The organism is Arthrobacter sp. ZGTC412 (assembly GCF_002929215.1).
Lineage (GTDB): Bacteria > Actinomycetota > Actinomycetes > Actinomycetales > Micrococcaceae > Arthrobacter.
Map to the genome: position 1 here is coordinate 17,675 of NZ_PJII01000015.1, position 22,677 is coordinate 40,351.

Here is a 22,677-nt window from a genome sequence, read left to right on the forward strand (position 1 = left end):
GTCAGGCAAATGCGGGGCAGAAAAATTTTGGCGGCATACTCTGGTTGAATGTCGGGCTCGCGTTGGATCATTGGACCAGAGGAATTCCGAAAGCTGTTTGAGCAGCCCGATCCGGCGAATGTAGGGAATATTCCGGTTCGGCTCCGCCTGCTGTCGCAGATATATGCCCGTGTCGCGGACGAGGCACTCTCGGGGCTGGGTCTAACGCTTTCCCGCTACACCGTTCTTGCAGCCCTGAGATCTCATCCCGGAATATCGGGGGCAGCCTTGGCCGACCTGACCTCCCAGACCCCACAGTCACTGAACGGCATGGTTGTCAGCCTTTTGGGGAGCGGCCTCGTCCACAGGAAGCAGGCCGTCGGCCGAGCGAAGCTGCACTACTTGACACCCCAGGGAATTGCGGTCGCCAAGGAGGCCCAGGCGGCACTAACGGACCTGCATCAACGCGCTTTTTCTGCTTTCGACAGTCAACGGATCGAACGCTTGGTCAATGATCTGGCAGACCTTTCGGCGTCCTTCCTCCAAGAACGACGCCCCTAAAGGGGGTATATCAGGATCCTGATATACTTGCTGCGGATGCTCTAGCTCCCAAAAACCAGGCAGGATCCATCTTGTGGTGAAAATCGAAGCCCTTCCCGCTGCATCTCCTCCATCCCCGGCGAAGCGGAAGAGGGTCGTAGCCGCACTCGCATACGCAGGATTCCTGGCGTCCCTGATGCAAGCCCTCATAGTTCCACTGATGGCAGACCTGCCGCGTCACTTGAACGCCGGCCCGGGTGAGACAACATGGCTGGTTACAGCAACCCTGCTTTCAGGTGCTGTTGGCAGCGTACTCTTCGGCCGCTTGGGCGACCTTTACGGCAAGAAACGCATGATAGTTGTCAGCCTTGCGTGTTTGGTTCTCGGATCACTAATCGGAGCCCTTGCTACCACAGCTGGTTGGCTCATCTTCGCCCGGTGTCTGCAAGGCGTAACCATGGCTGTAGTTCCCTTGGGTATCAGTGCCCTGCGCAATGTAGTTTTAGGCCACCAACTGATAGGGGCCATTGCAACCATCAGCGCGATGGTCGGTGTAGGCGGATCGCTTGGCCTGTCCCTTTCGGCTTTCGCAGCACAGTTTTTCGCGTGGCAGTGGCTGTTCTGGGCCAGCGCACTTCTGGGCTCGTTGGCTCTGGTCGCCATCACATTCACAATGCCAGCGGCGCCATCGGTCCATCGTGGACGTCTGGACGTAGTTGGAGTGATTGGCTTGTTGGTCGGAGTCGTCGGGCTGCTGGTGGGAATCAGCAACGGAAATTCCTGGGGCTGGAGCGCAGGGCCAACTCTGTTTCTTCTGATTGGATCCCCCCTGATTCTTTGCCTTTGGGGCGTCTATGAACTCCGTCAAGCAGAACCCATCATCGACTTGCGCGTTGCCTCTCGACGGCCAGTCCTCTTCACAAACCTCGCTACCATCATGGTCGGGGTTGGCATGTACGGCATGATTCTGGCTTTGCCGCAGCTGATTCAACTGCCTGCATCTACGGGCTTCGGTTTGGGCCAAACCGTATTTATGACTGGTCTCTGCTTTGCGCCAAGCGGCATAACATCGCTACTGCTGACATCCACCGCCGCCCGGGTTACGCATAAGAAAGGACCGAGATTTTCGATGTTCCTGGGAGCGTTGATTATGGCCGCCGGCTACGGGGCTATGATCCTCGCTCACGACCAGCTATGGCAGGTTATCGTCTCAAGCATTGTCACGAGCGCCGGGGTAAGTATCTGCTTCGTAGCAGCACCATCTCTGCTCTTGCGTCACGTTTCCGGAAATGCCATGGGCCAGGCCAACGGACTCAACAACCTCGCCCGCTCCCTCGGCACCACGATCTCCAGTGCGGTAACTGCCGCCGTCTTGACCGGAATGAGAACTGGCCAAGGACCTGGCTCATCTCCAAGCGAAGAAGCGTTTCTTGTGGCTTTCTTAGTTTCGGGGGGTGCAGCAGTGGCGATTTGTATCTTTGTGGCTTTGATAGGAAAGGGCGAAGCGCGTGAGCACCAATAAGCAATCCATGAGATTTGTTGGGCGGCGTGGACCTCGAATGGCACCAAGATGAGGTTCGCCGCTCGGCATCGCACTTCTTTGAAGTTCGCTTCCGGTGGGTCAGCATCCAACGTAAGTGCAAGGTCACACAATGAAGGCGGCGCGTCCTGTCGCGGAAGATTGGACCGAATCAACTGTGCTGACCGCCGGGGATGAACGCAGCGGCCCCCATGGCCAGACCCGGCTGCTAGTGTTCCAGCGCTTGCCTTCCATTGTGGGCGCTAGCGGGGTCGGTTTACTCTTTGCCTTGCTGTCCGTTTGGCCTAACTCGTCACCCCCCGCGCGAGACAATTGTCGCGACCAGCGTGGGCGGAATGTCCCTTCCTAGGCTCGGTTCCCCAAGAGTTAAATGGTGCGGTCGGATGATCCGAATCCGGCTTTGCACCCCAGAGGCAAGCGAGAGGTATCAGCATATGGGACCCGACAAGACGACGCCCACGAGGATCGCCCCGATTCACAACACGGACTTCGTGCAGACATCCCACGCCGGGTCTCTTCCCCGCTCCCCCGAACTCCTCGCCGCCAATGCTGCCCGGGCGGCCAATCCTGAGGACTACGCAGGCTTTGAGGCACTCCTTGCGGAATCCGTAAAAGACATCGTGGCCAAGCAGCTCCAGGCAGGCATAACGCTTCCCAACGACGGCGAGTATGGCCACACCATGTCCAACTCAGTGGACTACGGGGCTTGGTGGAACTACTCGTTCTCGCGGCTTGGCGGCTTAACCCCCGGCGGCGTGGACCGCTGGCAGAGCGACGACAAAGTTCGATCCGAGCCAGGCAAAATCCGTCTGACCAGCATGAAAGACCGCCGGGATCGGCAACGGTTTAACGACGCATACAACGATCCCACATCCTTTATCCTCACTGGCCGAAAGCCCGTTTCACAGCCCACAATTTCCGGTCCCCTCACCTATGTCGGCCATGAAGCCCTACAACGCGACATCGAACACTTAAAGCACGGTCTGGCCGACAACGGAGCCGCAACCGGGTTTCTGTCCGCACTCTCTCCGGGTTCCGCCTCCCGCTTGGCGAACGACTACTACGCGACGGACGAGGAACTCGTGTATGCCTGCGCTGACGCCATGCGCGACGAATATGTGGCGATCGTCGAGGCTGGTCTCACTGTGCAGATTGATGACCCCTCCATCGCCGAGAACTGGGACATGATCAATCCAGAACCGTCCGTTGAGGATTATCTTGCCTTCACCCAGTTGCGCGTCGATGCGCTGAACTATGCGCTCCGCGGACTTCCCCAGGAACAGATCCGGTTCCACCTCTGCTGGGGTTCCTGGCACGGCCCTCACACCACCGACTTGCCATTCAAGGCTATTGCCCAGACCATGCTGTCGATCAACGCCGGGTCCTATTCCTTCGAGGCCGCCAACGTTCGTCACGAACACGAGTGGAGAATTTGGCGCGACCTTACCCTTCCCGAGGAGAAAGTCGTGGTGCCGGGCGTGGTATCCCATGCGACCAATGTCGTGGAGCACCCGGAGCTCGTTGCCGACCGTATTGAACGCTTTGCCCACATCTTGGGAAGAGAACGTGTGATCGCGTCCACGGACTGTGGACTGGGCGGGCGCATACATCCGCAAATCGCATGGGCCAAGCTCGAGGCTCTGGCTGAGGGTGCACGGCTGGCAACCCAGCGGCTCTGGGGCTAATGAGGCAACTGCACTCGGCCGCGATGAGTCTAAACGCGTCGAGAACTTCACGATGTGACCCAGCCATGCGGAACTGTCTAACCGCGGGCCGACGAAGGAACCAGCGACGTTGACGGTGTTTATCGCTGTAGATGGTCGGGCTGCTGCAGACACGGCTTCTATCGCTCTTGAAATTGCGGCGATTCTGCGTAGGCGAAGGTCTGTCTCGATTGTCCATTTGGAGGACTTGTATCCCGGCTGGGACGGCCTCGCAGAAGGAATCAAACGATGTGCTGCGTACGTTCTCGGGCCGCTCCTGATGGGACAGGATGCGGCCTGGCGGGCTTGGGACTGGGAAGCTGGCCAGGAAGGCGAGGAGCGCCTGACATCGCCCACTGATGTCGTGATTCTGCAGGGAACGGGGGCAGCATCGGCTGAGCTGCGCTTGCACTGTCACGCGGTTGTATGGGTCGAAGTTCCCCGGGAGAACGATCGTCGGCATACCGCGAAGCCCACGGGAGATGCCCGCGCCCTCCACTGGAAACGCTGGACCGCACAGGAGAACGCATGGCTCGCGGTCGACAATGTCGCCTCCGCCGCTGATGTCACGATCGCCGCATCCGCGGATTCCGGGGACTCAGCTGAGACCGCGTCGCTTGCTGTCCGCGCGCTTGCGGAATTGCCTAATCTCCGAAAAACATTGGCTTCTGAACGGGACGAAAAAAGTTCAGGGAGCGTGCTTTTTCGAAAGCTATCCGCCAGACCGGATCCAGAGGGTCTCTTCGCAGGATTGTTTGACGGATCACGCTATGCAGCCTGGCTCGACGCATCGGATGCCGGGACGCCAGGGACAGGGCCACGCAGCCGCTACAGCATTATGGCCGATGACGGCGGCGGCCTCGGCCGCCGCATGTCTCATCTCAACGGGAAGAACGAGGTCGTGTTTGGCCCCGCCACGGCTACCCCAGTCACAGCCCGCTTCAATCAGGCATTCTTCACCTGGCTCAGCGACGAATGGGGCCAGCCGCGAAAGGGAACCTCAGCATGGGCCATAAAGCCCGAAAGCTTCAAATGTGATTTTGAGCTTGGTTGGGTGGGATACCTCGGCTACGGACTCCAACGCGAATGCGGATATAAGCCGGCGATCACTGAACCTGATGACGATGCGATCCCCGACGCCCAACTGGTGTTCGCCGCCCGCGCGGTAATACTCGATCATGAAGGGGGTTACGTCTGGCTCCTGGCCCTGGACTCCCCAGGCGCCCGCACATGGCTCGATGACGCTGAGAATAGGGTGATGGCGGGTCGCCACTTGTCCCATGTGATCCCCTCAGCAGCGCCAAGCCCGGAATTCAGGGCGCGAGATTCAGCTGCCGCATACCGTGCGAAGGTCCAAGCAGCCAAGGCTGAAATTGCAAAAGGCAATACCTATGAAGTTTGTCTCACCACTACTCTTGAGGCGACGGTAGCCGCTACTTCGGGCTCACCTGCATTCAACCCGTGGGCAATTTACCGAAGGCTGCGCCGCCGCAGCCCCGCGTCATTTGCCGCCTTCGCCCGCTTCGGTCCGCTGGCCATCGCGAGTTCCTCGCCGGAACGCTTCCTTCAAATTACCGAGGATGGGTCTCTCCGGGCCGAGCCGATCAAAGGCACACGCCGCCGCTCCCCCGGGGCGCACCCGGATGAGGACGCCCGGACCCGCGCCGAACTCGCCGCCAATCCCAAGGACCGTGCAGAGAACCTCATGATTGTGGACCTGTTGCGGAACGACCTAAGCCACTTTGCCATCCCTGGCTCCGTCTCCGTCTCCCGACTCTTCGCCGTCGAGAGCTACTCCACCGTCCACCAACTCGTCAGTACGGTCGAAGCCACGCTACGCCCTGGCGCTTCACGTGCCCATGTCGTTGCAGCGGCCTTTCCTCCGGGGTCCATGACCGGCGCTCCAAAGATCAGCACCATGGGTATTCTCGAACGTCTGGAAGCAGGCCCGCGCGGTGTTTACTCGGGCGCACTCGGGTACTTCTCCCGAAGCGGCGCCGCGGACCTTTCAGTAGTAATTCGCACGCTCGTGATCAAGCAGATTGAAGGCGGCACGAAGCTTAGCCTCGGAGTCGGTGGTGCGATTGTCGCCGACTCGACACCCGAGGAGGAACATGACGAGATCCGGACAAAGGCGTTTGCGGTGCTCAGCACCCTAGGGACGGAGTTTCCTAAGTAGGCGGCTGATAAGGCGCCGTCTACTCTTACCGTCCGAGTATCAGGCTCATCGCCTCGGAACGAGTAGCCGGGTCATGCAACTGGCCTCGCACGGCACTTGTCACCGTTTTCGAGCCCGGTTTGCGAATCCCGCGCATAGACATGCACATATGCTCGCATTCGATAACGACGATCACTCCCCGCGGCTTGAGGTGCTTCACAAGTGCCTCGGCGATCTGAGTGGTCAGGCGTTCCTGAACTTGGGGTCGGCGAGCATAGAGATCCACCAAGCGGGCAAGCTTACTAAGCCCGGTGACTTTGCCGTCGTGCGACGGGATGTACCCGACATGGGCGAGGCCGTGGAATGGAACCAGATGGTGTTCGCACGTTGAATAGAAGGGGATGTCCTTGACGAGCACAAGCTCCTCGTGATCCAGGTCAAATGTCACACCGAGGACGTCCTCGGCGTTTTGATGCAGACCCGAGAACGTCTCTGCGTAGGCCCGCGCCACACGCTTGGGAGTGTCCAACAGCCCTCCGCGGTCAGGATCCTCCCCAACAGCAATCAAAATCTCACGGACAGCCGCCTCAATCCTGCCCAGGTCCATCGCAGGACTGACCTCAGTCGGGATGGCAACATCATCGTCATCGATCACCGCAATACTCCCCATCCTGCTCAAGCCCTCACTTCATAGCCGGAATCTTTGTCAAAAAGCTGCCGCGTCCGGGTGCCCTCAGCGGCAACCCACAGGATGCTGTCGTCCGCAGTGGCCTCCTCGACTATTCCTGTGCAGACATGCTCGCCGGACAGCCAGACTTCAACACAGTCACCCACCAGCTGAGACCAAATCGCGTACGGCCTAAGGGCGCGAGTACGGCTCGGCGCCTTCAATAAAGACATGAGAACCACTCCAAAGTTTGTTCGTTCGTTTCACTGCGTCGCCGGCTCGGGAATCGTCTTCCGAATCTGAGAGGCCTGAATGGGCTTCAGGAGCAGCGACCTAGGTCACAATCAAAGGTCAACGATCCTGAGAAGTCAACAATAACGTCAACAGTCTTGGGAACGCTGTGAATTGCTTCTGAGGCCCGGAGCAGCGGGGCTACGTCATATGTCCCACACCAAATCGGCCAAGGGACTCATGCCCTTTTAGTGCAGGGGAAATAGCTTTGAAGTGAGCTCGAACACCCTGCAGGCCAAAGCAACGTCGCCTAGGGCCCAGAAGCGAATTCCCCGTTGTTTCTCAAGAAAGTGATCCCAATGAGCGTTCAGACTATTCACGAAACGAACACCACAAGCCTTGAATCTGCCATCCAGAGCGCCGGCGGAAACGCCGTAGAACTGCTGCGCAACTCAACCTTCCGGCCTCACACCTTCCCCGTGGCCCCCGAATTCACCAACTGGCGCTCAGAGCAGGCGGCCTGGCGCGACTCCTGCGCGCTGTTGGACCAGTCGCATCACATGACCGATCTTTTCATCACTGGCCCTGACGCACTCAAGCTCTTGTCCGATTTCGGTGTGAACAGCTTTGCCAACTTCACTCCTGGAAAGGCAAAGCAGTACGTGGCTGTCAACGGGGATGGCTACTTTATCGGCGATGCCATCCTTTTCCACCTGGACGAAAACAGCTTTGACCTCGTGGGACACCACACGGTCATCAACTGGATCCAGTACCAGCTGGAAACTGGAAACTACGATGCCCGCGTAGAGCGCGATGAAAACTCCTTCGTCCGTGGCGCCGACCGCTCCCCCAAGCTTTACCGCTACGAACTTCAGGGACCGAAGGCCGCCGCCCTTGTGGAGAAGCTGACGGGAAATCCCCTGCCCGAGGTCAAGTTCTTCAACATGACCGAGTTCACGATCGCCGGGCACCGGGTCCGTGCACTGCGGCACGGCATGGCCGGCCAGCCCGGCTTCGAGCTTTTTGGTCCTTGGGACGAGGGACAGGACGTGCTCGACGCCATTCTCACCACTGGTGAGGAGTTTGACCTCGTTCGCGCAGGCGCCAAAGCGTACTCCACTGCCAACCTGGAGTCCGGATGGGTTCCGTCGCCGACTCCGGCCATCTTCGGACCAGCGGAGAAGGAATACCGCGAATGGCTCAGCGTTGACGCGCTTGGTTCCCTTGGAGGAAGCCTGGACTCTTCCGACATTACCGACTACTACGTCACCCCCTATGACCTCGGATACGGGACGGTCGTGAAGTTCGACCACGACTTCCACGGCCGGGCAGCACTGGAGCAGATCGCCGAAAAGCCCCGCAGGAAAAAAGTGACTCTTGTGTGGAACAGCGATGACGTTACCAAGGCCATCGGTTCCCTCTACGAACCCGGGACGCCGGCCAAGTACATCGAGATGCCTAAAGCACGCTACGCCCTCTTCCAGATGGACAAGGTTCTGCACAACGGTCGCGAGTCCGGTATTTCCATGGACCTCGGATACCTCTCAAACCACCATGTCATGGCGTCCCTTGCCACCGTTGACGTGGAGATCAGCGAGCCCGGCACCGAAGTGACTGTCCTGTGGGGAGAAAACCCCAACTCCCGCAAGCCGGCCGTCGAACTGCACCGTCAGATCGAAATCCGCGCCACGGTCGCGCCGGTTCCTTTTGTCCAGGAAGTCCGCGACTCCTACCGCAAGTCCTAAGCAGGAGCTGAACAGCATGAGCAAGATTGATGCAACAAATGCCAAAACCAGCCCGGAAAGCAAGGGCGTATTGACCGGCTTCGTTCAGAACATTGGCTACGAGGTCATGCCCTTCAAAGGGACCGACGAAAAGGTCTTTGCAGACGTTCCCACCTCCGTGCCCCTCACTGTTACTGCAACAGGAGGCAAGGGCATTGATGTGACGCTTGACCTGGTCAAGCGCCTCGCCAAGGAAGGGTACTCCGTTGCCCCGCACCTCCCGGCACGGCTTTTCCGTGACGACGCCGAATTGGCAGATGTCGTGGGTCAGCTCAAGGACGTGGACATCCGCCGCGTTTTCATCGTTGGCGGCGATGCCCCCACACCCGCAGGCAAATTCCAGGACGCTTACTCGCTTCTGCAGTCCCTCGACGAAATGGGGCACCATTTCGAGGAAGTCGGCATTGGCGGTTACCCCGAAGGCCACGCTCTCATCAGCGACAACGCGCTTAACACGGCAATGAACCTGAAGGCCCCGCACGCCACCCGCATCCTTACACAGATCTGCTTTAACGCGGAAACTACGACCAAGTGGGCAGAAGGGCTCAAGCGGCAGGGAATCAGCCTGCCGATCTTTGTCGGTATGCCCGGACCGGTCAGCCGACAAAAGCTGATGCGGATCTCAGCAGGACTCGGCCTTGGCCAGTCGGCCAGTTTCCTGAAGAAACAGCAGAACATGTTCTGGCGCTTCTTCATGCCGGGAGGATACCGGCCCGACCGTCTGATCAAGGGTCTGACCGCCACTGTTCCCAAGGCTGACACCAACATCCAGGGCTTCCACATCTTCACATTCAACGATCTGGCCGAAACCGAAATCTGGCGCCGCCAGCTCGTTCAAAGCGCAATCGAACAGGAGGGGCGATGAGTACAATCACCGCGGATAAGACGACATCACTGCCTTCGCCGGCGCAGTTCTCCATCAGGGACAGCCAGCTGGACAACATTGGGCGTCTCATCGTCCAGGGGACCGACCGCAAAGGCATCGTCTCAAGCATTTCGACCCTTCTCTCCCAAGTCGGGGCAAATATTATTTCGCTGGACCAGTTCTCCACTGATGCCAACGGAGGCCAATTCTTCCAGCGCATTGTCTTCAGCCTTGAGGATCTCCCGGCTCGGATTGACGAGCTACAAACTTCCATTGATAAGGAAGTCACCGGCCTGGGCCTGACGTGGCGTCTCGAGGAGGCCAAGCGGAAGAAGCGCGTCGCCATCTTCGTTTCCAAATCCGACCATTGCCTTCTTGATCTTCTGTGGCGCCACCGCCGCGGCGACCTTCCAGTGGACATCGTGATGGTCGTTTCGAACCATGCCGATCTCGCCCATGACGTGCGGCCTTTCGGCATACCGTACTTCCACGTACCGGTGAGCGGAGACAAGAAGGAAGCTGAAAAGCGGCACCTTGAACTCCTGCAGGACAACGTCGACCTGGTCATCCTGGCCCGATACATGCAGATCATCTCAGGCGAATTCCTCGATGAAGTCGGTGTGCCAGTCATTAACATCCATCACTCCTTCCTCCCGGCGTTTATCGGGGCAGGCCCCTACCAAAAGGCCAAAGACCGGGGTGTAAAACTGATCGGCGCCACCGCCCACTACGTCACCAAAGACCTGGATGAAGGCCCGATCATCGACCAGGACGTCATTACAGTCACGCACCGGGATTCAGCTGCTGATCTCATGCGCCGCGGCGCTGACGTTGAACGGCGGGTTTTGAGCAGGGCGGTACTCGCGCACTGCGAGGACCGGGTCCTGCGGCATGGCAACAGCACGGTCGTCTTTTAAAGGACACGAGCGGGCAGCAGCACGTACGCCGCCCTACAGCAAAGGAGGAAGACATAGTCATGAACGCAGAAATCATGGACGGCACCGCCGTAGCGGCTGCAACACTCGACCGGATACGGGAAGACGTTGAAGCCTTCGCAACAGAGTTTGGCCGCCGGCCGGTCCTTGCGACCGTTCTGGTAGGCGACGACCCCGCGTCCCATACATACGTAAGAATGAAAGCCAACAGGTGCAAGTCGGTAGGGATGGAGTCCCGAAGGATCGAAATTGCGGCAACGGCGACAACGGAAGAAGTCGTAGCAGCAATTTCCGAGCTCTCGATGGACCCGGACGTCGATGGAATCTTGCTGCAGCACCCGGTCCCGGAGCACATTGACGAGCGGGCGGCTTTCGAGGCGATTCACCCGGCCAAGGATGTCGACGGAGTCACGAGAACATCTTTCGCCGCAATGGCGTTTGGCGAACCCACATTTTATTCGGCTACTCCCGGCGGCATCATGGCGCTCCTGGATGCCTACGACATCGAACTGACAGGCAAGCACGCGGTTGTCATCGGGCGCAGCCCCATTCTGGGTAAACCTGTGGGCATGCTGCTCCTGCAACGTGACGCGACGGTTACTTACTGCCATTCACGGACTAAAGACCTGGCGGAGATTGTCAATACTGCGGACATCGTGGTGGCAGCAGTCGGACGCGCTGAACTTATCCGGGGGGATTGGATCAAACCAGGTGCCGTGGTCATCGATGCCGGCTACAACGTCGGGAACGTCGGCGACGTCGAATATGAGGCCGCCAGCAGCGTTGCCAGTTACATCACGCCCGTTCCGGGCGGGGTGGGCCCGATGACAATTGCAACACTGATCCAGCAGACGGCAGTGGCGGCACGCACACGCCAGGACAGCCTCACAGATGGACGCGCGAGAGTACAGGAACTCGAGCTTCGGTGACAGTCAGGGCCGGCAAAGCGTCAACTCACAGCACAGCCGAAGCTGCTTGTTCCATGTGATGAGCGCCCGGACCTGCTGTGCACCCACAGGTGAGGGAGACCTATCCCCTACCAACACCTTCGGTAAAACTTTATGAACGGAGTGCTAATGCCAGCGCCAACAACACCGAAAGTGCCCGGTACCTACATCTTCGACGTAGCGGACAATGGCCGGGCGTACGCATTGAACCGAATGCTTGGATCGTTCAAGGATCCAAGGAACCGAGAAATGTTCAGTGCAGACGAAGCCGCTTACTGCGACGCCTACAAGCTGAACCCCGAACAAAAAGAAGCGATCCTACAGCGTGACTGGAACCGCATGCTTGACCTGGGAGGGTCCATCTTCTACGTGTTCAAGCTCGCAGTAATGGACAAAAAATCCATGCAGGATCTTGGTGGAATCTTTACCGGCATGACCACCGAAGAATTCGTGGCAGCCCTGAAAGCAGGAGGACGTCATTTTGGCTGAAGTAATCTGGGGTCTAGCTACCTCCCACGTACCGTCCATCGGCGCAGCAATGGACAACCACAAGACCGAGGACGCCTACTGGAAACCCCTCTTCGACGGCTACGCGCCTGCCCGGGCATGGATGGCCGAGCACACCCCTGACGTAGCGATCATCGTATACAACGATCACGCGAATGCCATCGACCTGGCCATGATGCCCACCTTCGCCATCGGTACGGCAGATGAGTACCAGGTAGCAGACGAAGGATGGGGCCCACGCAACGTACCCGTCGTCAAAGGAGCCCCTGAGCTTTCCCGGCACCTGTTGGGCAGCCTGGTTGATGACGGTTTCGACATGACCGTCTGTCAGGAACTGGAAGTAGACCACGGCCTGACCGTCCCACTTTCCGTATACTGCCCTGAACCAGGGGACGAGTGGCCCTGCGCCGTCGTCCCGTTGCTGGTCAACGTTATCCAGTACCCGCAGCCCACTGCCGCACGCTGCCTGGCCCTTGGTGAAGCATTGGGCAAGGCGATCCGTTCCTTCCCGGAAAATATCAAGGTCGCGGTTTTCGGAACAGGGGGAATGTCTCACCAGCTGGCTGGAGCTCGCGCGGGTCTTATCAACGAAGACTTTGACCGGATGTTCCTCAAGGCCATCGAGACAGACCCTGAGTCGCTCGCCGCGCTGTCTCGGGAGGACTACGTCCGCGAGGCCGGCTCCGAGGGCATCGAAATGATCATGTGGCTCATCATGCGCGGCGCGCTGGGATCGGAAATCAGCAGGGTCCACGACACCTATCACGTTCCCGCATCCAATACCGCCGCGGCTTTGGCCTTGTTCGAGAACGTGGCCGCCAAAACAACCGCATAACCCGAACTTCGGGGCTGGCAGTGTATGCGCCCTGCCAGCCCCGACGTCATTTCCACTTCCTAACAGGGAAAGAAAGGACCCCCGGCGTGGCTAACAATGGACAGCAGGACGTTTCCAAGACCGTAAGCACGGACAGCGTCAGCCCGTCACATCTACAGCGACTTGCAGGCACAGTGGCAGTAGTCACTGGCGCTGCAGGAGGGCTCGGACAAGCCATCGCAGTCCGGTTGGCCAACGAGGGCAGTGCGGTGGCAGTTGTGGATAACAAAGAACCCCTCTGGGAAACAGAAACTCTCGCGCGCGCAAAGGTATGGCGATGCGACGTCTCCGAGCCGGAAAACGTCAGAGGCGTCGTCAACGACGTCGCCGGATCCTTCGGCGGCATAGATATCCTGGTGAATGCCGCAGGCCTGCTCAGCGGCCGGTCCAGCCTCCTACAAGCGACGCCTGAGGAGCTGCATCGCTTTTTTGGAGTGAACGCTGTCGGGGCGCTTTCTATGGTCCAGGCCTGCTACCCCTACCTGAAAACCAGCCCGCACCGTGGCCGTGTCATCAACGTGGCCTCACGGACATTCTTCACTGGAGCACCCGGGCAGCTCGCGTATGTGGCCAGCAAGGGCGCTCTGCTTGGGATGACCCGGGTCATGGCACGGGAGCTGGGACCTGACCGCATTTGTGTGAATGCGGCGATCCCGTCGCAGGTCGCAACACCAGGAACGCGGGAACACTCCGACGATGAAACATTCGCCGGCACAATGTCTCAGCAGGCCATCCAGGAATTCGTCACACCTGAAGACTTCGCCGGACTGGTCGCTTATCTGGCATCTCCTGACGCCGCAATGGTTACGGGACAGAGTTTTGTCTGCGACGGCGGCGGACTGATGCATTAGATGCGTAGCGTCATCAGGATTACCAGGAAATGAATACTAGGATCTGTTCAGACAGCTAAGGCCTTTTCGTACCGCTCTTGAAGGGAGCTGCGACAGACATGCATCGAGTGCCCGGCTCCAGCGCGGGTGGTCCGGAGGTGGATGCCTGGGACCTGGCTCCCATAGGCCTTGCAGTGATTGCTGACGGCAAAGTAGCGCAGATGAATATGGCAGGGGCGTCCATATTCGATTTGCAACCGGCCCAAATCCGCGGCATCGAGAGTCCGTTTGAGACAGCGGCCTATGATGTTTCCGATGATCCAGACACAGAGCGTCTGGTTACTCTCCGGGCCGGCTCAGACAACTTCCGCGACATCGCCTACCGGACGTGCCCGTGCCCTGGGGGCTTCACCGTGGCTTTCCGAGACGTCACCTTGGACAACCAAAAGGAGCGGTGGGCAGCTGCAGTGGCCAACACCGCTGCAAGAGTAGCTTCGGAACATTCCCTCGCGGCCACGCTTAATGCCATGGCGACCGAGGTCCTAAGGGCTAACGGTCTCGCCGGAGTTCAGATCCTTGCCCGAGCCGATCCTTCAGGTCCGTTGCATGTGATGGGATCTGCAGGATTCAATACCCCGCGGAACTTTTTCTCGTTGTTAATGGAAGCCCAGAAGCGCGGTGCCGATCTGCGTATGCTCAAGGCATTGGAAGGCCGGGAACCTGTGGTGGAGGACCACCGGTATCAGGCGGTGATGTCCGATCCGGCCTGGCGTCCACTCCATGACAGCCTCCGGCACCCAGTATGGGACGCCTTCGCCTCCGTACCTATACATGTTCGGGATAAGCCCGTGGGCATCCTTAATGTCTTTTTTGCTCCTGGCCAGAGGATAGATCAAGGAACCATCCGGTTCCTTTCAACAATGGCGGAGCAGGCCGCACTCGCCATCGATTACGCGGAGTTGCTCGAGCGGGAACGGTACGTTGTGCGGCGATCCGAAAGGCAACGACTGGCCCGTGACCTTCATGACTCTGTCGTGCAAAAAGTATTCTCACTCAACATGCAGACCCAGGTACTCAAGGTCCTCGCCGAGCGTGGAAAGGAACTGAGTCCGTCATCTGTCAAAGCAGTTACAGAGGAGCTGGAAGACATTACCCAGTCGGTGCTCGCGGACCTGCGGGGACTGATTAGTGAACTGCAGCCCTCTCCATTGGCCAACAAGGGACTCGGCCCGGCCCTCGAAAACCTGGTCGACAGCACCCAAAGGCGGACTGGAATTGCAGTCCAGCTTGGCCTCAGTAGCGTCCCGGACGACCTGGACGAAGGCCTCGCTGATGACGTCTACTATCTGACGGCAGAGGCAATCCACAATGCAGTAAAACATTCCGGTGCAAGCTTGATCAGGGTCCATGTAGGCCTCAGCGAAGCTTCCGAATTGGAGGTCTTTGTCCATGACAATGGGACAGGGCTGTTTGAAGAAAAATTGCAGCACTCCGCCGGCCACGGCCTGGCCTCTATGCGTGAAAGAGCCGCCACGTGGGGCGGGACCTTGGCACTCGAAAAGGCACCCACGGGCCCCGGAACCAGTGTGCACGCCAGCATCCCAATGCCGAGCAGTAATTTTGACGAGACGAGATGAAGTAGTGGCAGAAAAAGCTCCGGCGCTTGAAGTCCTGATCGTGGATGACCACGGAGTTGTTCGCCGTGGAATTAAAGCCTACTTTGAGGTCCTGGATGACATTGAGGCGGTGGACGAGGCAACGGACGGGCAGGAGGCCCTGGAGAAGCTCTCTGCAATGGCCGCATACGGCGAGCTTCCCGACGTCGTCCTAATGGACCTCATGATGCCGCGCCTTGACGGTGTATCCGCCACCGCAGAGATCACGAGACTCTACCCGTCAGTGAAAGTTGTCATCCTCACCAGCTTCGGAGAAACAGAGCGCCTTCACGCTGCGCTCGACAACGGGGCTTCCGGTTATCTCCTCAAAGATGCCGGCCCTGCTGAAGTGGCAGGCGCAATCCGGGCGGCATCGCGGGACGAAGTTTTTATCGACAGCGCAGTCGCGAAGCAGCTGGCACGGTCCATTTCCGCTCCCCCGACAGGCATTGCTCTACTCACCCATCGTGAGCGCGACGTACTGAAACTCGTCGCGGAAGGACGCTCCAACCAGGAGATCGCAAAAGAACTAAGTATCAGTGAACGCACCGCCCGGACACATGTCAGCAACCTATTGGGGAAACTCAACCTGAGGTCACGCACTCAGGCTGCCCTCGTGGCCGTCCGGGCAGGCCTCCTCCCACCTGCCACTTAGGCTGAATCTCAGCGGCGCGGAAGCTGCAGCGAGAAGGGCAGCAAGTGCCTCGGGCCGGGTTGGGCCCCCACTAAGCCCCTTTTATATTCTTGGCCTACAGGTTCTGTCAACCGATGCGTTGGCACAAGTGAACTCAAAAGTGTTGACAATCATGTTCGCAGGCCGATAAGTTGAATGCACTCCATGGCCACCCGATGCGGACCATCTTGCTGCAAAGAGGCAAAAGATCGCGGGGACCACGCGTGCTCGTGGAGAACGCACCTATCCTCCGACCTTCAAGGAAGTCCCCTATGGGCAATCAGGAACCCCTGCTTGCAGGAGTAGAAAAGAACGATACGCCAACGGCAAAGGAACGCCGGAAGGTGCTCGCTGCCAGCTTTATTGGCACTGCAATTGAGTGGTATGACTTTTTCCTCTACGGCGCCGCCGCAGCTTTGATCTTCGGTCCCCAGTTTTTCCCGACCACCGATCCCTTGACCGGAACACTCGCCGCGTTCGCAACTTTTGCGGTCGGTTTTATCGCCCGCCCCATCGGCGGTGTATTGATGGGGCATTTCGGGGACAGGGTGGGCAGGAAATCCATGCTTCTGATCTCCATGTTCCTAATGGGTGGCGCAACGGTAGCCATCGGTGCGCTTCCAAACTACGCCGCTATCGGCGTCTGGGCACCCATTCTTCTCGTGACGCTGCGTTTCCTCCAGGGCCTTGGTGTAGGTGGCGAATGGGGTGGTGCTGTTCTTATGGCAGTCGAATACGCACCCCGCAAAAGCCGGGCGCTGTACGGATCGTTTCCCCAAATGGGTCTGCCTGCAGGAATCATCCTGTCGAACCTGGTGTTCATCGCTGTAACCTCCATCTTCGCCAAAGATGTGTTCCAGAGTTGGGGTTGGCGTCTTCCATTCCTGATGAGCGGTGCACTGATCATCGTGGCCCTGTACCTCCGCCTCCGGATCCAGGAATCTCCGTCTTTCAAGCAGGTGAAGCATTCCGGGGAAGTGGAAAACAATCCGCTCAAAACGGTCATTACTCGACACGGTATGACCGTCATGCTCGCAGGTGCCGTGTCCATTGCATCGCCAGCCATCGGATACATCTACTCCGTCTACATGCTTTCCTACGGCACTGGGGTTCTGGGTCTGCCTCAGCCCACCATGTTGTGGCTGATCGTGCTTGCTGCTGTCGTGCACCTGGTTACGGTCTACCTTGGCGCCACACTTTCGGACCGCTTCGGACAGAAGCGCCTCTTCACTCTGGGCGCGGCTCTTGTCACGCTGTGGGCATTCCCCTTCTTCGCCCTCATCAACACGGCGAACCCGGGCCTGATCCTCCTCGCTTTTGCCGTGATGCTCTTGGCTCAGTCGTTCATGGCCGGACCACAAGCGGCCATGATCGCCGAACTCTTTCCCTCCACGGTCCGGTACAGCGGAGCCTCCATCGCCTACCAAATCGGTTCCATCCTCGGCGGTGGATTCGCGCCACTGATCGCGACAAGTCTTTACGCCACGTATAAATCAAGCAACCCCATCGCCCTGTACCTGCTGATCCTCGGCGCACTGAGCCTGGGATCGATCCTCTTGCTCAAGGTCGGCCGCTACAACGCCTCTTACGAGGCCCTGCAGCAGCCGGACGGAAGTCAGGCTAACAGGATCAGTGGAAATAGGGCAGTAGAAGAAAACAGGAGGTCATGATGACCGATTCCCTTGGAGGTCGGCGCCGCAGCGCTAAGGAGACCTACGTTCTCGTCCACGGCGCCTGGCATGGTGCCTGGTGCTGGAGGCCGGTGGAAGCCCTGCTTCAGGAGCTCGGAGCGCAGGTCTTCACCCCGACGCTGACTGGCCTTGGTGACAGGGCCCACTTGCTCACCGAAGAGACTGGCCTTTCAACGCATATTGCTGACGTCAAGGCGACGATTGAGTCTGAAGACCTGCGCGACGTTGTGCTTGTCGGTCACAGCTACGCCGGCATGGTCGTAACGGGGGTCGCCGCCCAAATCCCCGAGCGAATAAAGCGCCTCGTTATTGTTGATGGCTTCCTTCCTGAAGCGGGCGAAGTGGCCATCAACCTGCTGCCGGAGCGGGCCGCCTCCCACTATCTCGAATCAGCCCGCAGAAACTCCGGTCTCGTCATCGATCCCCGTCCGGTCGCCAACCTCGGCGTGACCGATCAGGAGATCATTGACGGAATCACACCGCGCCTTACTCCACAACCCGCGAAGACGTACATGGAGCCAATATCGCAAGGCTTGGAGGAGCTCCCCTTTCCCGGGGAATATCTCCTGTGCTCGGGGTGGTCCACGCCATTCTCTCCCTTTGCCCTGCGCGCCACTGCCGCAGGATGGGCAGTGACCGAACTGAACGCGGACCACGAAATTCTGGTCACGAACCCCGAACTGCTCGTCAGGCACCTCGCAATATCCGGCGCCGCCACCTCGGCCGCATAAAAGGAAGACATGATGGAATTTTTGGTGCGACAGGAAAACAACATGCCCGCGATGGCTCCTGAAGAGGCCGCCAGCATAAAGACCGCAGAGAGGGAATACGCGCAGCAACTCAGAGACCGTGGCGTCCTGCGGCGGCTGTGGAGAGTCCCGGGGACCCGTACTGCGATCGGCTGGTACGAGGCGGAGGACACCACGGCCCTCCACGACGTGCTCGCAGCACTGCCAACCTTTCAATGGCAAAACATAAGCGTCGAAGCATTGGCTACACACCCGCAGGAGCAGCTGCTGGAGTCGAGCAGCAAATCTGCGCAAGGGGTATTATCCACGTGATCTAGCAGCCGACACCCGGTGATGGCACAAAGAAACGACCACGCAGTTCCTGCTCCAGGGGAGGGCCTGTGTGGTCGTTCTCTTTTCGCGCGCGTCAGAACAGGGGCACAGTCGTTCCGTGGCATTCCTGTACAATAATGTCAACAATAAAGTCTTGAACAAACGCAGGAGACGGACATGTCACGGAGCAGCTCCACGGATATTCAACCTGTGGTTGCCGGACTCAGGGAGGCGATCTCCAAGGGCGAACTAGTCGCAAACCAGCGACTCATCGAACAGGACATCTGCGATGAGTACAGGGCAAGCCGCGGCACAGTACGGGCCGCGCTGGCCGAGCTGGCTACAGAAGGCCTGGTCGAGAGAATCCAGAACCGAGGAGCCCGCGTTCGCTCCGTCTCTATTTCCGAAGCCATCGAGATCCTCGAGGTCAGGTCTTTGCTGGAAGCCCACTGCGCGGGCAAGGCAGCCCTCCTCGCCGCCGAGGAGGACAAGCTTGCCCTGAAGGCCGTCGGAGAGGACATGGTCAAGGCGATCGACGGAGGCGATCTTTACCGTTATTCCGAGTTGAATAACGCACTTCACCAGTTGGTTTTGGACATCAGCAAGCAGCAGACGGCGGCCTCGGTTATCCATCGCCTCAAGACGCAGATGGTTCGTCACCAGTTCCGCCTTACCATGCGATCAGGGGGCCCCTCGGCGTCACTCGCTGAACATCTGGCCATCATCGAGGCTATTTGCGAAGGAGAGTCTGACGCGGCGCGCCAAACGATGTGGGAGCACCTGGCAAGCGTGACCGACACCCTCCGCGGGCTTGCTGAGGCTCCGGTCTCTTAGCCCTTCGAGCAATCCAGCACGTCGGCGGCACCAGCAGGTGCCGCCGACGTCTGGTCAGGAAGGCTGCCAGTGCCCGGGGAGAATCCGATCCTCGATTTCAGCACGCTGGTGGGCTTCAGAGTCGCGCTTGGCTTCGGCCGCCTCAGCTACAGCGGCCGCCTCTTCCCAAGGGACAACGACGACCCCGTCATCATCGCCGATTATCACATCACCGGGCCGGACCACGACTGATCCGATAGCGACGGGTTCCCCTACGCGGAAGGGGCCATTTCGGTAGGGACCGGCAGGGGTCGTCGACCTCGCAAATACCGGGAAACCCATTTCCTGCAGGTCGCGCACGTCTCTGACGGCTGCGTCCAGGACGAACCCTGCGCACCCTTGCACAGCAGCGCGCCCGGCGATGAGCTCGCCGATCAGTGCACGATGCGTAGCGCCCTGGCCGTTCACTACGAGAACATCGCCGACCGACAACTGCGGTATCGCTTCATGAATGCCAAGATTGTCGCCGCCGGCCACGTACACCGTAAACGCGCGGCCTGCCATGCGCGCACCTGGCCATACGGAGGCGATGGCACCGTCCACGACGTTGAGCCGCTCCATGGCGTCCCCGATATTCGGTGTGGGCAGTTCACTCAGGCGCCGAACGACATCAGCCCCGTTCACAGTGACCCCACCACGTTGGGCACCAGGCGCATGAACGCCTCAGCCTGACGAATCTGCTTGTCCCCAGTGACTTTTCGTGCGTGGTTGCCACGGTGTTCAGCACGCTCCGCGTAGTAGCCCTGAAGATACTGTTGAGCCTTCATCTCCGCCATGGCCTTGCGCTTCTGCTCGAAGACGTCGGTGATATCAACGAAAACACTCGGGACGAATCCACAGAGCTCGGGTTGGTGGGGCTCAAAAACGAGGAATTCGGACGGTGGAGCCGTTGCAAAACCACTTTCGACACCGGCGCCCGAGGTCAACAGCCGCGCGTTCTGGACCATGGTGTGGGCCACGGGATGGTCAGGGTTGAACGGATCCTTATCCGGGTGGGTCAAAACCACCGTGGGCTTGAATCCCCGCATGAGATCAGCCAGGCGCTGAACGTCTTCATGCACCGGCAACAGGGGATAGTCGCCCAAGTCAAACGCCTCAAAACTGGCTCCCAGGTGACCGGCCGCCAGCGACGCCTCCTCGTGACGGATTTTCTTAACATTCGCCTCAGTCTGGTTCGGCTCCTTCCAGAGCTCTCCTGACTCACCCCGCTCACCATAGGACAGGGCCACGACTTTCGCTTCCCCGCCTTCTCTGACGAAACGCGCGATCGCCCCCGCGCTTCGCCACACAAAATCAGCGCTATGCGCCCCGACGACCAAGAGCTTTTTCTGAACCATAGGTTTTCCTCACGATGGGTGAAATCTTCCCGCAGGCAGGCCGCGGAATCCGCTGGCCGGACGGGACGTAGATCTCATGGTAGCGCCCTACTGCCAAAATAAGCCACAAAGTTGTTGACAATAGGGACAACAACCCGATAGTTTGAGGCATCAAGACTTCAGGGCTCCTGAAAGTCAACGAGCCGAGGACATCGCACTGCAGCAGCGGCGAAGAGAGAACCGGCTGCACTCTGCCTCAGCAGGGTGAGCGTTTCGACCGACCCGCGAGCGTCGAAGCCAACGTAGCGCTGGGGAACTTCCCAGGCACCGAACACCCAAAGGAGAGAGTTCATGACAGCACAGAACCTTCAGCAGATCCTAGACAGCACGAATGCCGTGGACCTGATGCGCAACTCGCAGGTCGGCGCTTACGTCTACCCCGTAGTTGCATCCGAGTTTTCCAACTGGCAAAGCGAAGTTCGCGCTTGGCGCGACACCGCGGTCCTGTTTGACCAGTCGCACCACATGGACAACCTGACCATCAAGGGTCCCGACGCCGAGAAGCTGATTTCGTACACGGCCATCAACTCGATGGCCAACTTCGAAGTGAACCGGGCAAAGCAGTACGTGCCTGTCACTCCCGCCGGCTTCGTTATCGGAGACGGCATCCTGTTCCGTGAAGCGGAAGACGAATTCGTTTACGTTGGCCGCGCCCCCGCAGCCAACTGGCTGCTTTTCCAAGCTGAAACGGGCGGCTACGACGTGGAAGTCGACATCGACCGTCGCTCCCCTTCCCGGCCCATGGGCAAGGCTGTCTCTCGGAAGTACTGGCGGTTCCAAATCCAGGGCCCCAACGCCTGGAAGGTCATTGAAAAGGTCAACGGTGGCCCGGTAGAGCAGCTCAAGTTCTTCACCATGTCCACCATGAATGTCGGCACCGAGACGGTCCGGACGCTCCGGCACGGCATGGCCGGAGCGCCGGGACTGGAAATCTGGGGACCCTACGAGTCCTACGAACGCATCCGGGAGACCATCCTTGAGGCCGGCGAAGAGTTCGGGCTCAAGGCTGCCGGTGCCCGCGCCTACTCGTGCAACACCCTCGAGTCCGGCTGGATCCCCTCGCCGCTGCCCGCCATTTACAGCGGCGAAGAGCTGCGCGCTTACCGGGAATGGCTAGGCACAGACAGCTACGAAGCCAACTGTGCCATCGCCGGCAGCTTCGTCTCGGAAGATGTTGAGGACTACTACAGCACTCCGTGGGCGCTCGGATATGGCTCATTCATCAAGTACGACCACGACTTCATCGGCCGTGAGGCCCTGGAAAAGATGGATCCCGCCAAACAGCGCCGCAAGGCAACTTTGGCCTGGGATGACGAGGACATGGCACGGCTCCACGCCTCCATGTACGACCGGGAACAGCCGAGCTACAAGTTCTTCGACTTTCCCAACGCCAACTACGGATCTGCCAACTTCGATTCGATTATCGACGAATCCGGTAAGGTCGTCGGCCTGTCCATGTTTACCGGATACAGCGCGAACGAGAAGAGGGCGCTGTCCCTGGCAGTTGTGGACCCCGATATTGAGGTCGGCCAGAAGCTCCGCGTCGTTTGGGGCGAGCCGGATGGCGGAAGCGGCAAGGCATCCGTGGAACCGCACCGGCAGACAGAGGTTGGAGTCGAAGTGGCCCCAACCCCGTACGCCTCGGAGGTGCGCGTAAGCTACCAGGCCGGCTGGCGCAACCTCGCTAACGCATAGCCGTCTAACCGCCGTATCGGACTGGCATTAGTAGGGGCCCCACCTTCGGTGGGGCCCCTACTTCCATTACAGCGAAAAAGCACCAAGAGGAGA

At 59.2% G+C, this 22,677-nt stretch carries 22 protein-coding genes; 18 read left to right on the forward strand and 4 right to left on the reverse strand.

Annotated features, from left to right (window positions below):
• Positions 1-48 precede the first annotated feature (48 nt).
• From CXQ88_RS15665 to CXQ88_RS15680, 4 genes are all read left to right on the forward strand, one after another.
• The gene (locus CXQ88_RS15665) at positions 49-540 is read left to right on the forward strand and encodes a MarR family winged helix-turn-helix transcriptional regulator (RefSeq protein WP_104045075.1); all 492 of its coding nucleotides are present in this window, start codon (positions 49-51) and stop codon (positions 538-540) included.
• A gap of 76 nt (positions 541-616) precedes the next feature.
• Positions 617-2,041: an MFS transporter gene (locus CXQ88_RS15670; RefSeq protein WP_146069233.1), complete on the forward strand. Its 1,425-nt coding sequence runs from the start codon at positions 617-619 to the stop codon at positions 2,039-2,041.
• 452 nt (positions 2,042-2,493) lie between these two features.
• Positions 2,494-3,744, forward strand: coding sequence for a cobalamin-independent methionine synthase II family protein (locus tag CXQ88_RS15675; RefSeq protein WP_104045077.1), 1,251 nt, complete (start codon positions 2,494-2,496; stop codon positions 3,742-3,744).
• A gap of 115 nt (positions 3,745-3,859) precedes the next feature.
• A complete protein-coding gene (locus CXQ88_RS15680; protein WP_258061936.1) occupies positions 3,860-5,941 on the forward strand; it encodes a chorismate-binding protein in 2,082 nt (693 codons plus the stop codon).
• Between the two features lie 25 nt (positions 5,942-5,966).
• On the opposite strand, the gene folE is transcribed toward CXQ88_RS15680, so the two are convergent.
• Positions 5,967-6,581 (reverse strand): GTP cyclohydrolase I FolE, encoded by a 615-nt coding sequence (gene folE / locus CXQ88_RS15685; protein WP_373637775.1) that lies wholly within the window; start codon positions 6,579-6,581, stop codon positions 5,967-5,969.
• Positions 6,582-7,177: 596 nt separating this feature from the next.
• On the opposite strand from folE, the gene CXQ88_RS15695 reads away from it, so the two are divergent.
• From CXQ88_RS15695 to CXQ88_RS15755, 13 genes are all read left to right on the forward strand, one after another.
• A complete protein-coding gene (locus tag CXQ88_RS15695; protein ID WP_104045080.1) occupies positions 7,178-8,563 on the forward strand; it encodes an aminomethyltransferase family protein in 1,386 nt (461 codons plus the stop codon).
• A gap of 16 nt (positions 8,564-8,579) precedes the next feature.
• Complete coding sequence (locus CXQ88_RS15700; protein WP_219816340.1) at positions 8,580-9,467, forward strand: methylenetetrahydrofolate reductase; 888 nt, start codon at positions 8,580-8,582, stop codon at positions 9,465-9,467.
• Positions 9,464-10,384 carry a formyltetrahydrofolate deformylase gene (gene purU / locus CXQ88_RS15705; RefSeq protein WP_104045081.1) on the forward strand — a complete coding sequence of 307 codons (921 nt, stop codon included), beginning with the start codon at positions 9,464-9,466 and terminating at the stop codon, positions 10,382-10,384. Before CXQ88_RS15700 ends, purU begins: the two co-directional genes overlap by 4 nt.
• A 59-nt stretch (positions 10,385-10,443) precedes the next feature.
• A complete protein-coding gene (locus tag CXQ88_RS15710) occupies positions 10,444-11,331 on the forward strand; it encodes a bifunctional 5,10-methylenetetrahydrofolate dehydrogenase/5,10-methenyltetrahydrofolate cyclohydrolase (RefSeq protein WP_104045082.1) in 888 nt (295 codons plus the stop codon).
• A 231-nt stretch (positions 11,332-11,562) separates the two neighbouring features.
• Positions 11,563-11,838, forward strand: a complete 276-nt coding sequence (locus CXQ88_RS15715; protein WP_258061938.1) for a protocatechuate 3,4-dioxygenase — start codon at positions 11,563-11,565, stop codon at positions 11,836-11,838.
• The gene (locus tag CXQ88_RS15720) at positions 11,831-12,691 is read left to right on the forward strand and encodes a class III extradiol dioxygenase subunit beta (RefSeq protein WP_104045084.1); all 861 of its coding nucleotides are present in this window, start codon (positions 11,831-11,833) and stop codon (positions 12,689-12,691) included. The genes CXQ88_RS15715 and CXQ88_RS15720 overlap by 8 nt, the downstream gene beginning before the upstream one ends.
• Positions 12,692-12,777: 86 nt before the next feature.
• A complete protein-coding gene (locus tag CXQ88_RS15725; RefSeq protein WP_258061921.1) occupies positions 12,778-13,581 on the forward strand; it encodes an SDR family NAD(P)-dependent oxidoreductase in 804 nt (267 codons plus the stop codon).
• A gap of 98 nt (positions 13,582-13,679) precedes the next feature.
• Positions 13,680-15,197, forward strand: coding sequence for a GAF domain-containing sensor histidine kinase (locus tag CXQ88_RS15730; RefSeq protein ID WP_104045085.1), 1,518 nt, complete (start codon positions 13,680-13,682; stop codon positions 15,195-15,197).
• Between the two features lie 4 nt (positions 15,198-15,201).
• Entirely contained in the window at positions 15,202-15,870 is a 669-nt protein-coding gene (locus tag CXQ88_RS15735) for a response regulator (protein WP_146069234.1), read from the forward strand.
• Positions 15,871-16,160: 290 nt separating this feature from the next.
• A complete protein-coding gene (locus CXQ88_RS15740; protein ID WP_104045087.1) occupies positions 16,161-17,558 on the forward strand; it encodes an MFS transporter in 1,398 nt (465 codons plus the stop codon).
• On the forward strand, positions 17,558-18,310 hold the full coding sequence (locus tag CXQ88_RS15745; RefSeq protein WP_104045088.1) for an alpha/beta hydrolase: 753 nt from the start codon (positions 17,558-17,560) through the stop codon (positions 18,308-18,310). The genes CXQ88_RS15740 and CXQ88_RS15745 overlap by 1 nt, the downstream gene beginning before the upstream one ends.
• A gap of 9 nt (positions 18,311-18,319) precedes the next feature.
• The gene (locus tag CXQ88_RS15750; protein WP_258061922.1) at positions 18,320-18,640 is read left to right on the forward strand and encodes a muconolactone Delta-isomerase; all 321 of its coding nucleotides are present in this window, start codon (positions 18,320-18,322) and stop codon (positions 18,638-18,640) included.
• Between the two features lie 177 nt (positions 18,641-18,817).
• Positions 18,818-19,474: a GntR family transcriptional regulator gene (locus CXQ88_RS15755; protein WP_104045089.1), complete on the forward strand. Its 657-nt coding sequence runs from the start codon at positions 18,818-18,820 to the stop codon at positions 19,472-19,474.
• Between the two features lie 54 nt (positions 19,475-19,528).
• Here the strand turns inward: CXQ88_RS15755 and CXQ88_RS15760 are convergent, their stop codons facing one another.
• From CXQ88_RS15760 to CXQ88_RS21910, 3 genes are all read right to left on the reverse strand, one after another.
• A complete protein-coding gene (locus tag CXQ88_RS15760) occupies positions 19,529-20,137 on the reverse strand; it encodes an RraA family protein (RefSeq protein ID WP_258061923.1) in 609 nt (202 codons plus the stop codon).
• Positions 20,134-20,850: a PIG-L deacetylase family protein gene (locus CXQ88_RS15765; protein ID WP_104045090.1), complete on the reverse strand. Its 717-nt coding sequence runs from the start codon at positions 20,848-20,850 to the stop codon at positions 20,134-20,136. The genes CXQ88_RS15760 and CXQ88_RS15765 overlap by 4 nt, the downstream gene beginning before the upstream one ends.
• A 158-nt stretch (positions 20,851-21,008) precedes the next feature.
• Positions 21,009-21,182 carry a hypothetical protein gene (locus tag CXQ88_RS21910; protein WP_181037560.1) on the reverse strand — a complete coding sequence of 58 codons (174 nt, stop codon included), beginning with the start codon at positions 21,180-21,182 and terminating at the stop codon, positions 21,009-21,011.
• Here CXQ88_RS21910 and ligM point away from each other — a divergent pair.
• A complete protein-coding gene (gene ligM / locus CXQ88_RS15770) occupies positions 21,181-22,584 on the forward strand; it encodes a vanillate/3-O-methylgallate O-demethylase (protein WP_104045091.1) in 1,404 nt (467 codons plus the stop codon). The genes CXQ88_RS21910 and ligM overlap by 2 nt on opposite strands.
• Positions 22,585-22,677: the final 93 nt, after the last annotated feature.

Coding starts and splice junctions, on each gene's coding strand:
- ligM (WP_104045091.1), top strand. CDS start 21,181: ATGACAGCACAGAACCTTCAGCAGATCCTAGACAGCACGAATGCCGTG.
- CXQ88_RS21910 (WP_181037560.1), bottom strand. CDS start 21,182: ATGAACTCTCTCCTTTGGGTGTTCGGTGCCTGGGAAGTTCCCCAGCGC.
- CXQ88_RS15695 (WP_104045080.1), top strand. CDS start 7,178: ATGAGCGTTCAGACTATTCACGAAACGAACACCACAAGCCTTGAATCT.
- CXQ88_RS15710 (WP_104045082.1), top strand. CDS start 10,444: ATGAACGCAGAAATCATGGACGGCACCGCCGTAGCGGCTGCAACACTC.
- CXQ88_RS15700 (WP_219816340.1), top strand. CDS start 8,580: ATGAGCAAGATTGATGCAACAAATGCCAAAACCAGCCCGGAAAGCAAG.
- CXQ88_RS15750 (WP_258061922.1), top strand. CDS start 18,320: ATGATGGAATTTTTGGTGCGACAGGAAAACAACATGCCCGCGATGGCT.
- CXQ88_RS15675 (WP_104045077.1), top strand. CDS start 2,494: ATGGGACCCGACAAGACGACGCCCACGAGGATCGCCCCGATTCACAAC.
- CXQ88_RS15765 (WP_104045090.1), bottom strand. CDS start 20,850: ATGGTTCAGAAAAAGCTCTTGGTCGTCGGGGCGCATAGCGCTGATTTT.
- CXQ88_RS15665 (WP_104045075.1), top strand. CDS start 49: ATGTCGGGCTCGCGTTGGATCATTGGACCAGAGGAATTCCGAAAGCTG.
- CXQ88_RS15740 (WP_104045087.1), top strand. CDS start 16,161: ATGGGCAATCAGGAACCCCTGCTTGCAGGAGTAGAAAAGAACGATACG.
- CXQ88_RS15755 (WP_104045089.1), top strand. CDS start 18,818: ATGTCACGGAGCAGCTCCACGGATATTCAACCTGTGGTTGCCGGACTC.
- CXQ88_RS15730 (WP_104045085.1), top strand. CDS start 13,680: ATGCATCGAGTGCCCGGCTCCAGCGCGGGTGGTCCGGAGGTGGATGCC.
- CXQ88_RS15745 (WP_104045088.1), top strand. CDS start 17,558: ATGACCGATTCCCTTGGAGGTCGGCGCCGCAGCGCTAAGGAGACCTAC.
- CXQ88_RS15715 (WP_258061938.1), top strand. CDS start 11,563: ATGCTTGGATCGTTCAAGGATCCAAGGAACCGAGAAATGTTCAGTGCA.
- purU (WP_104045081.1), top strand. CDS start 9,464: ATGAGTACAATCACCGCGGATAAGACGACATCACTGCCTTCGCCGGCG.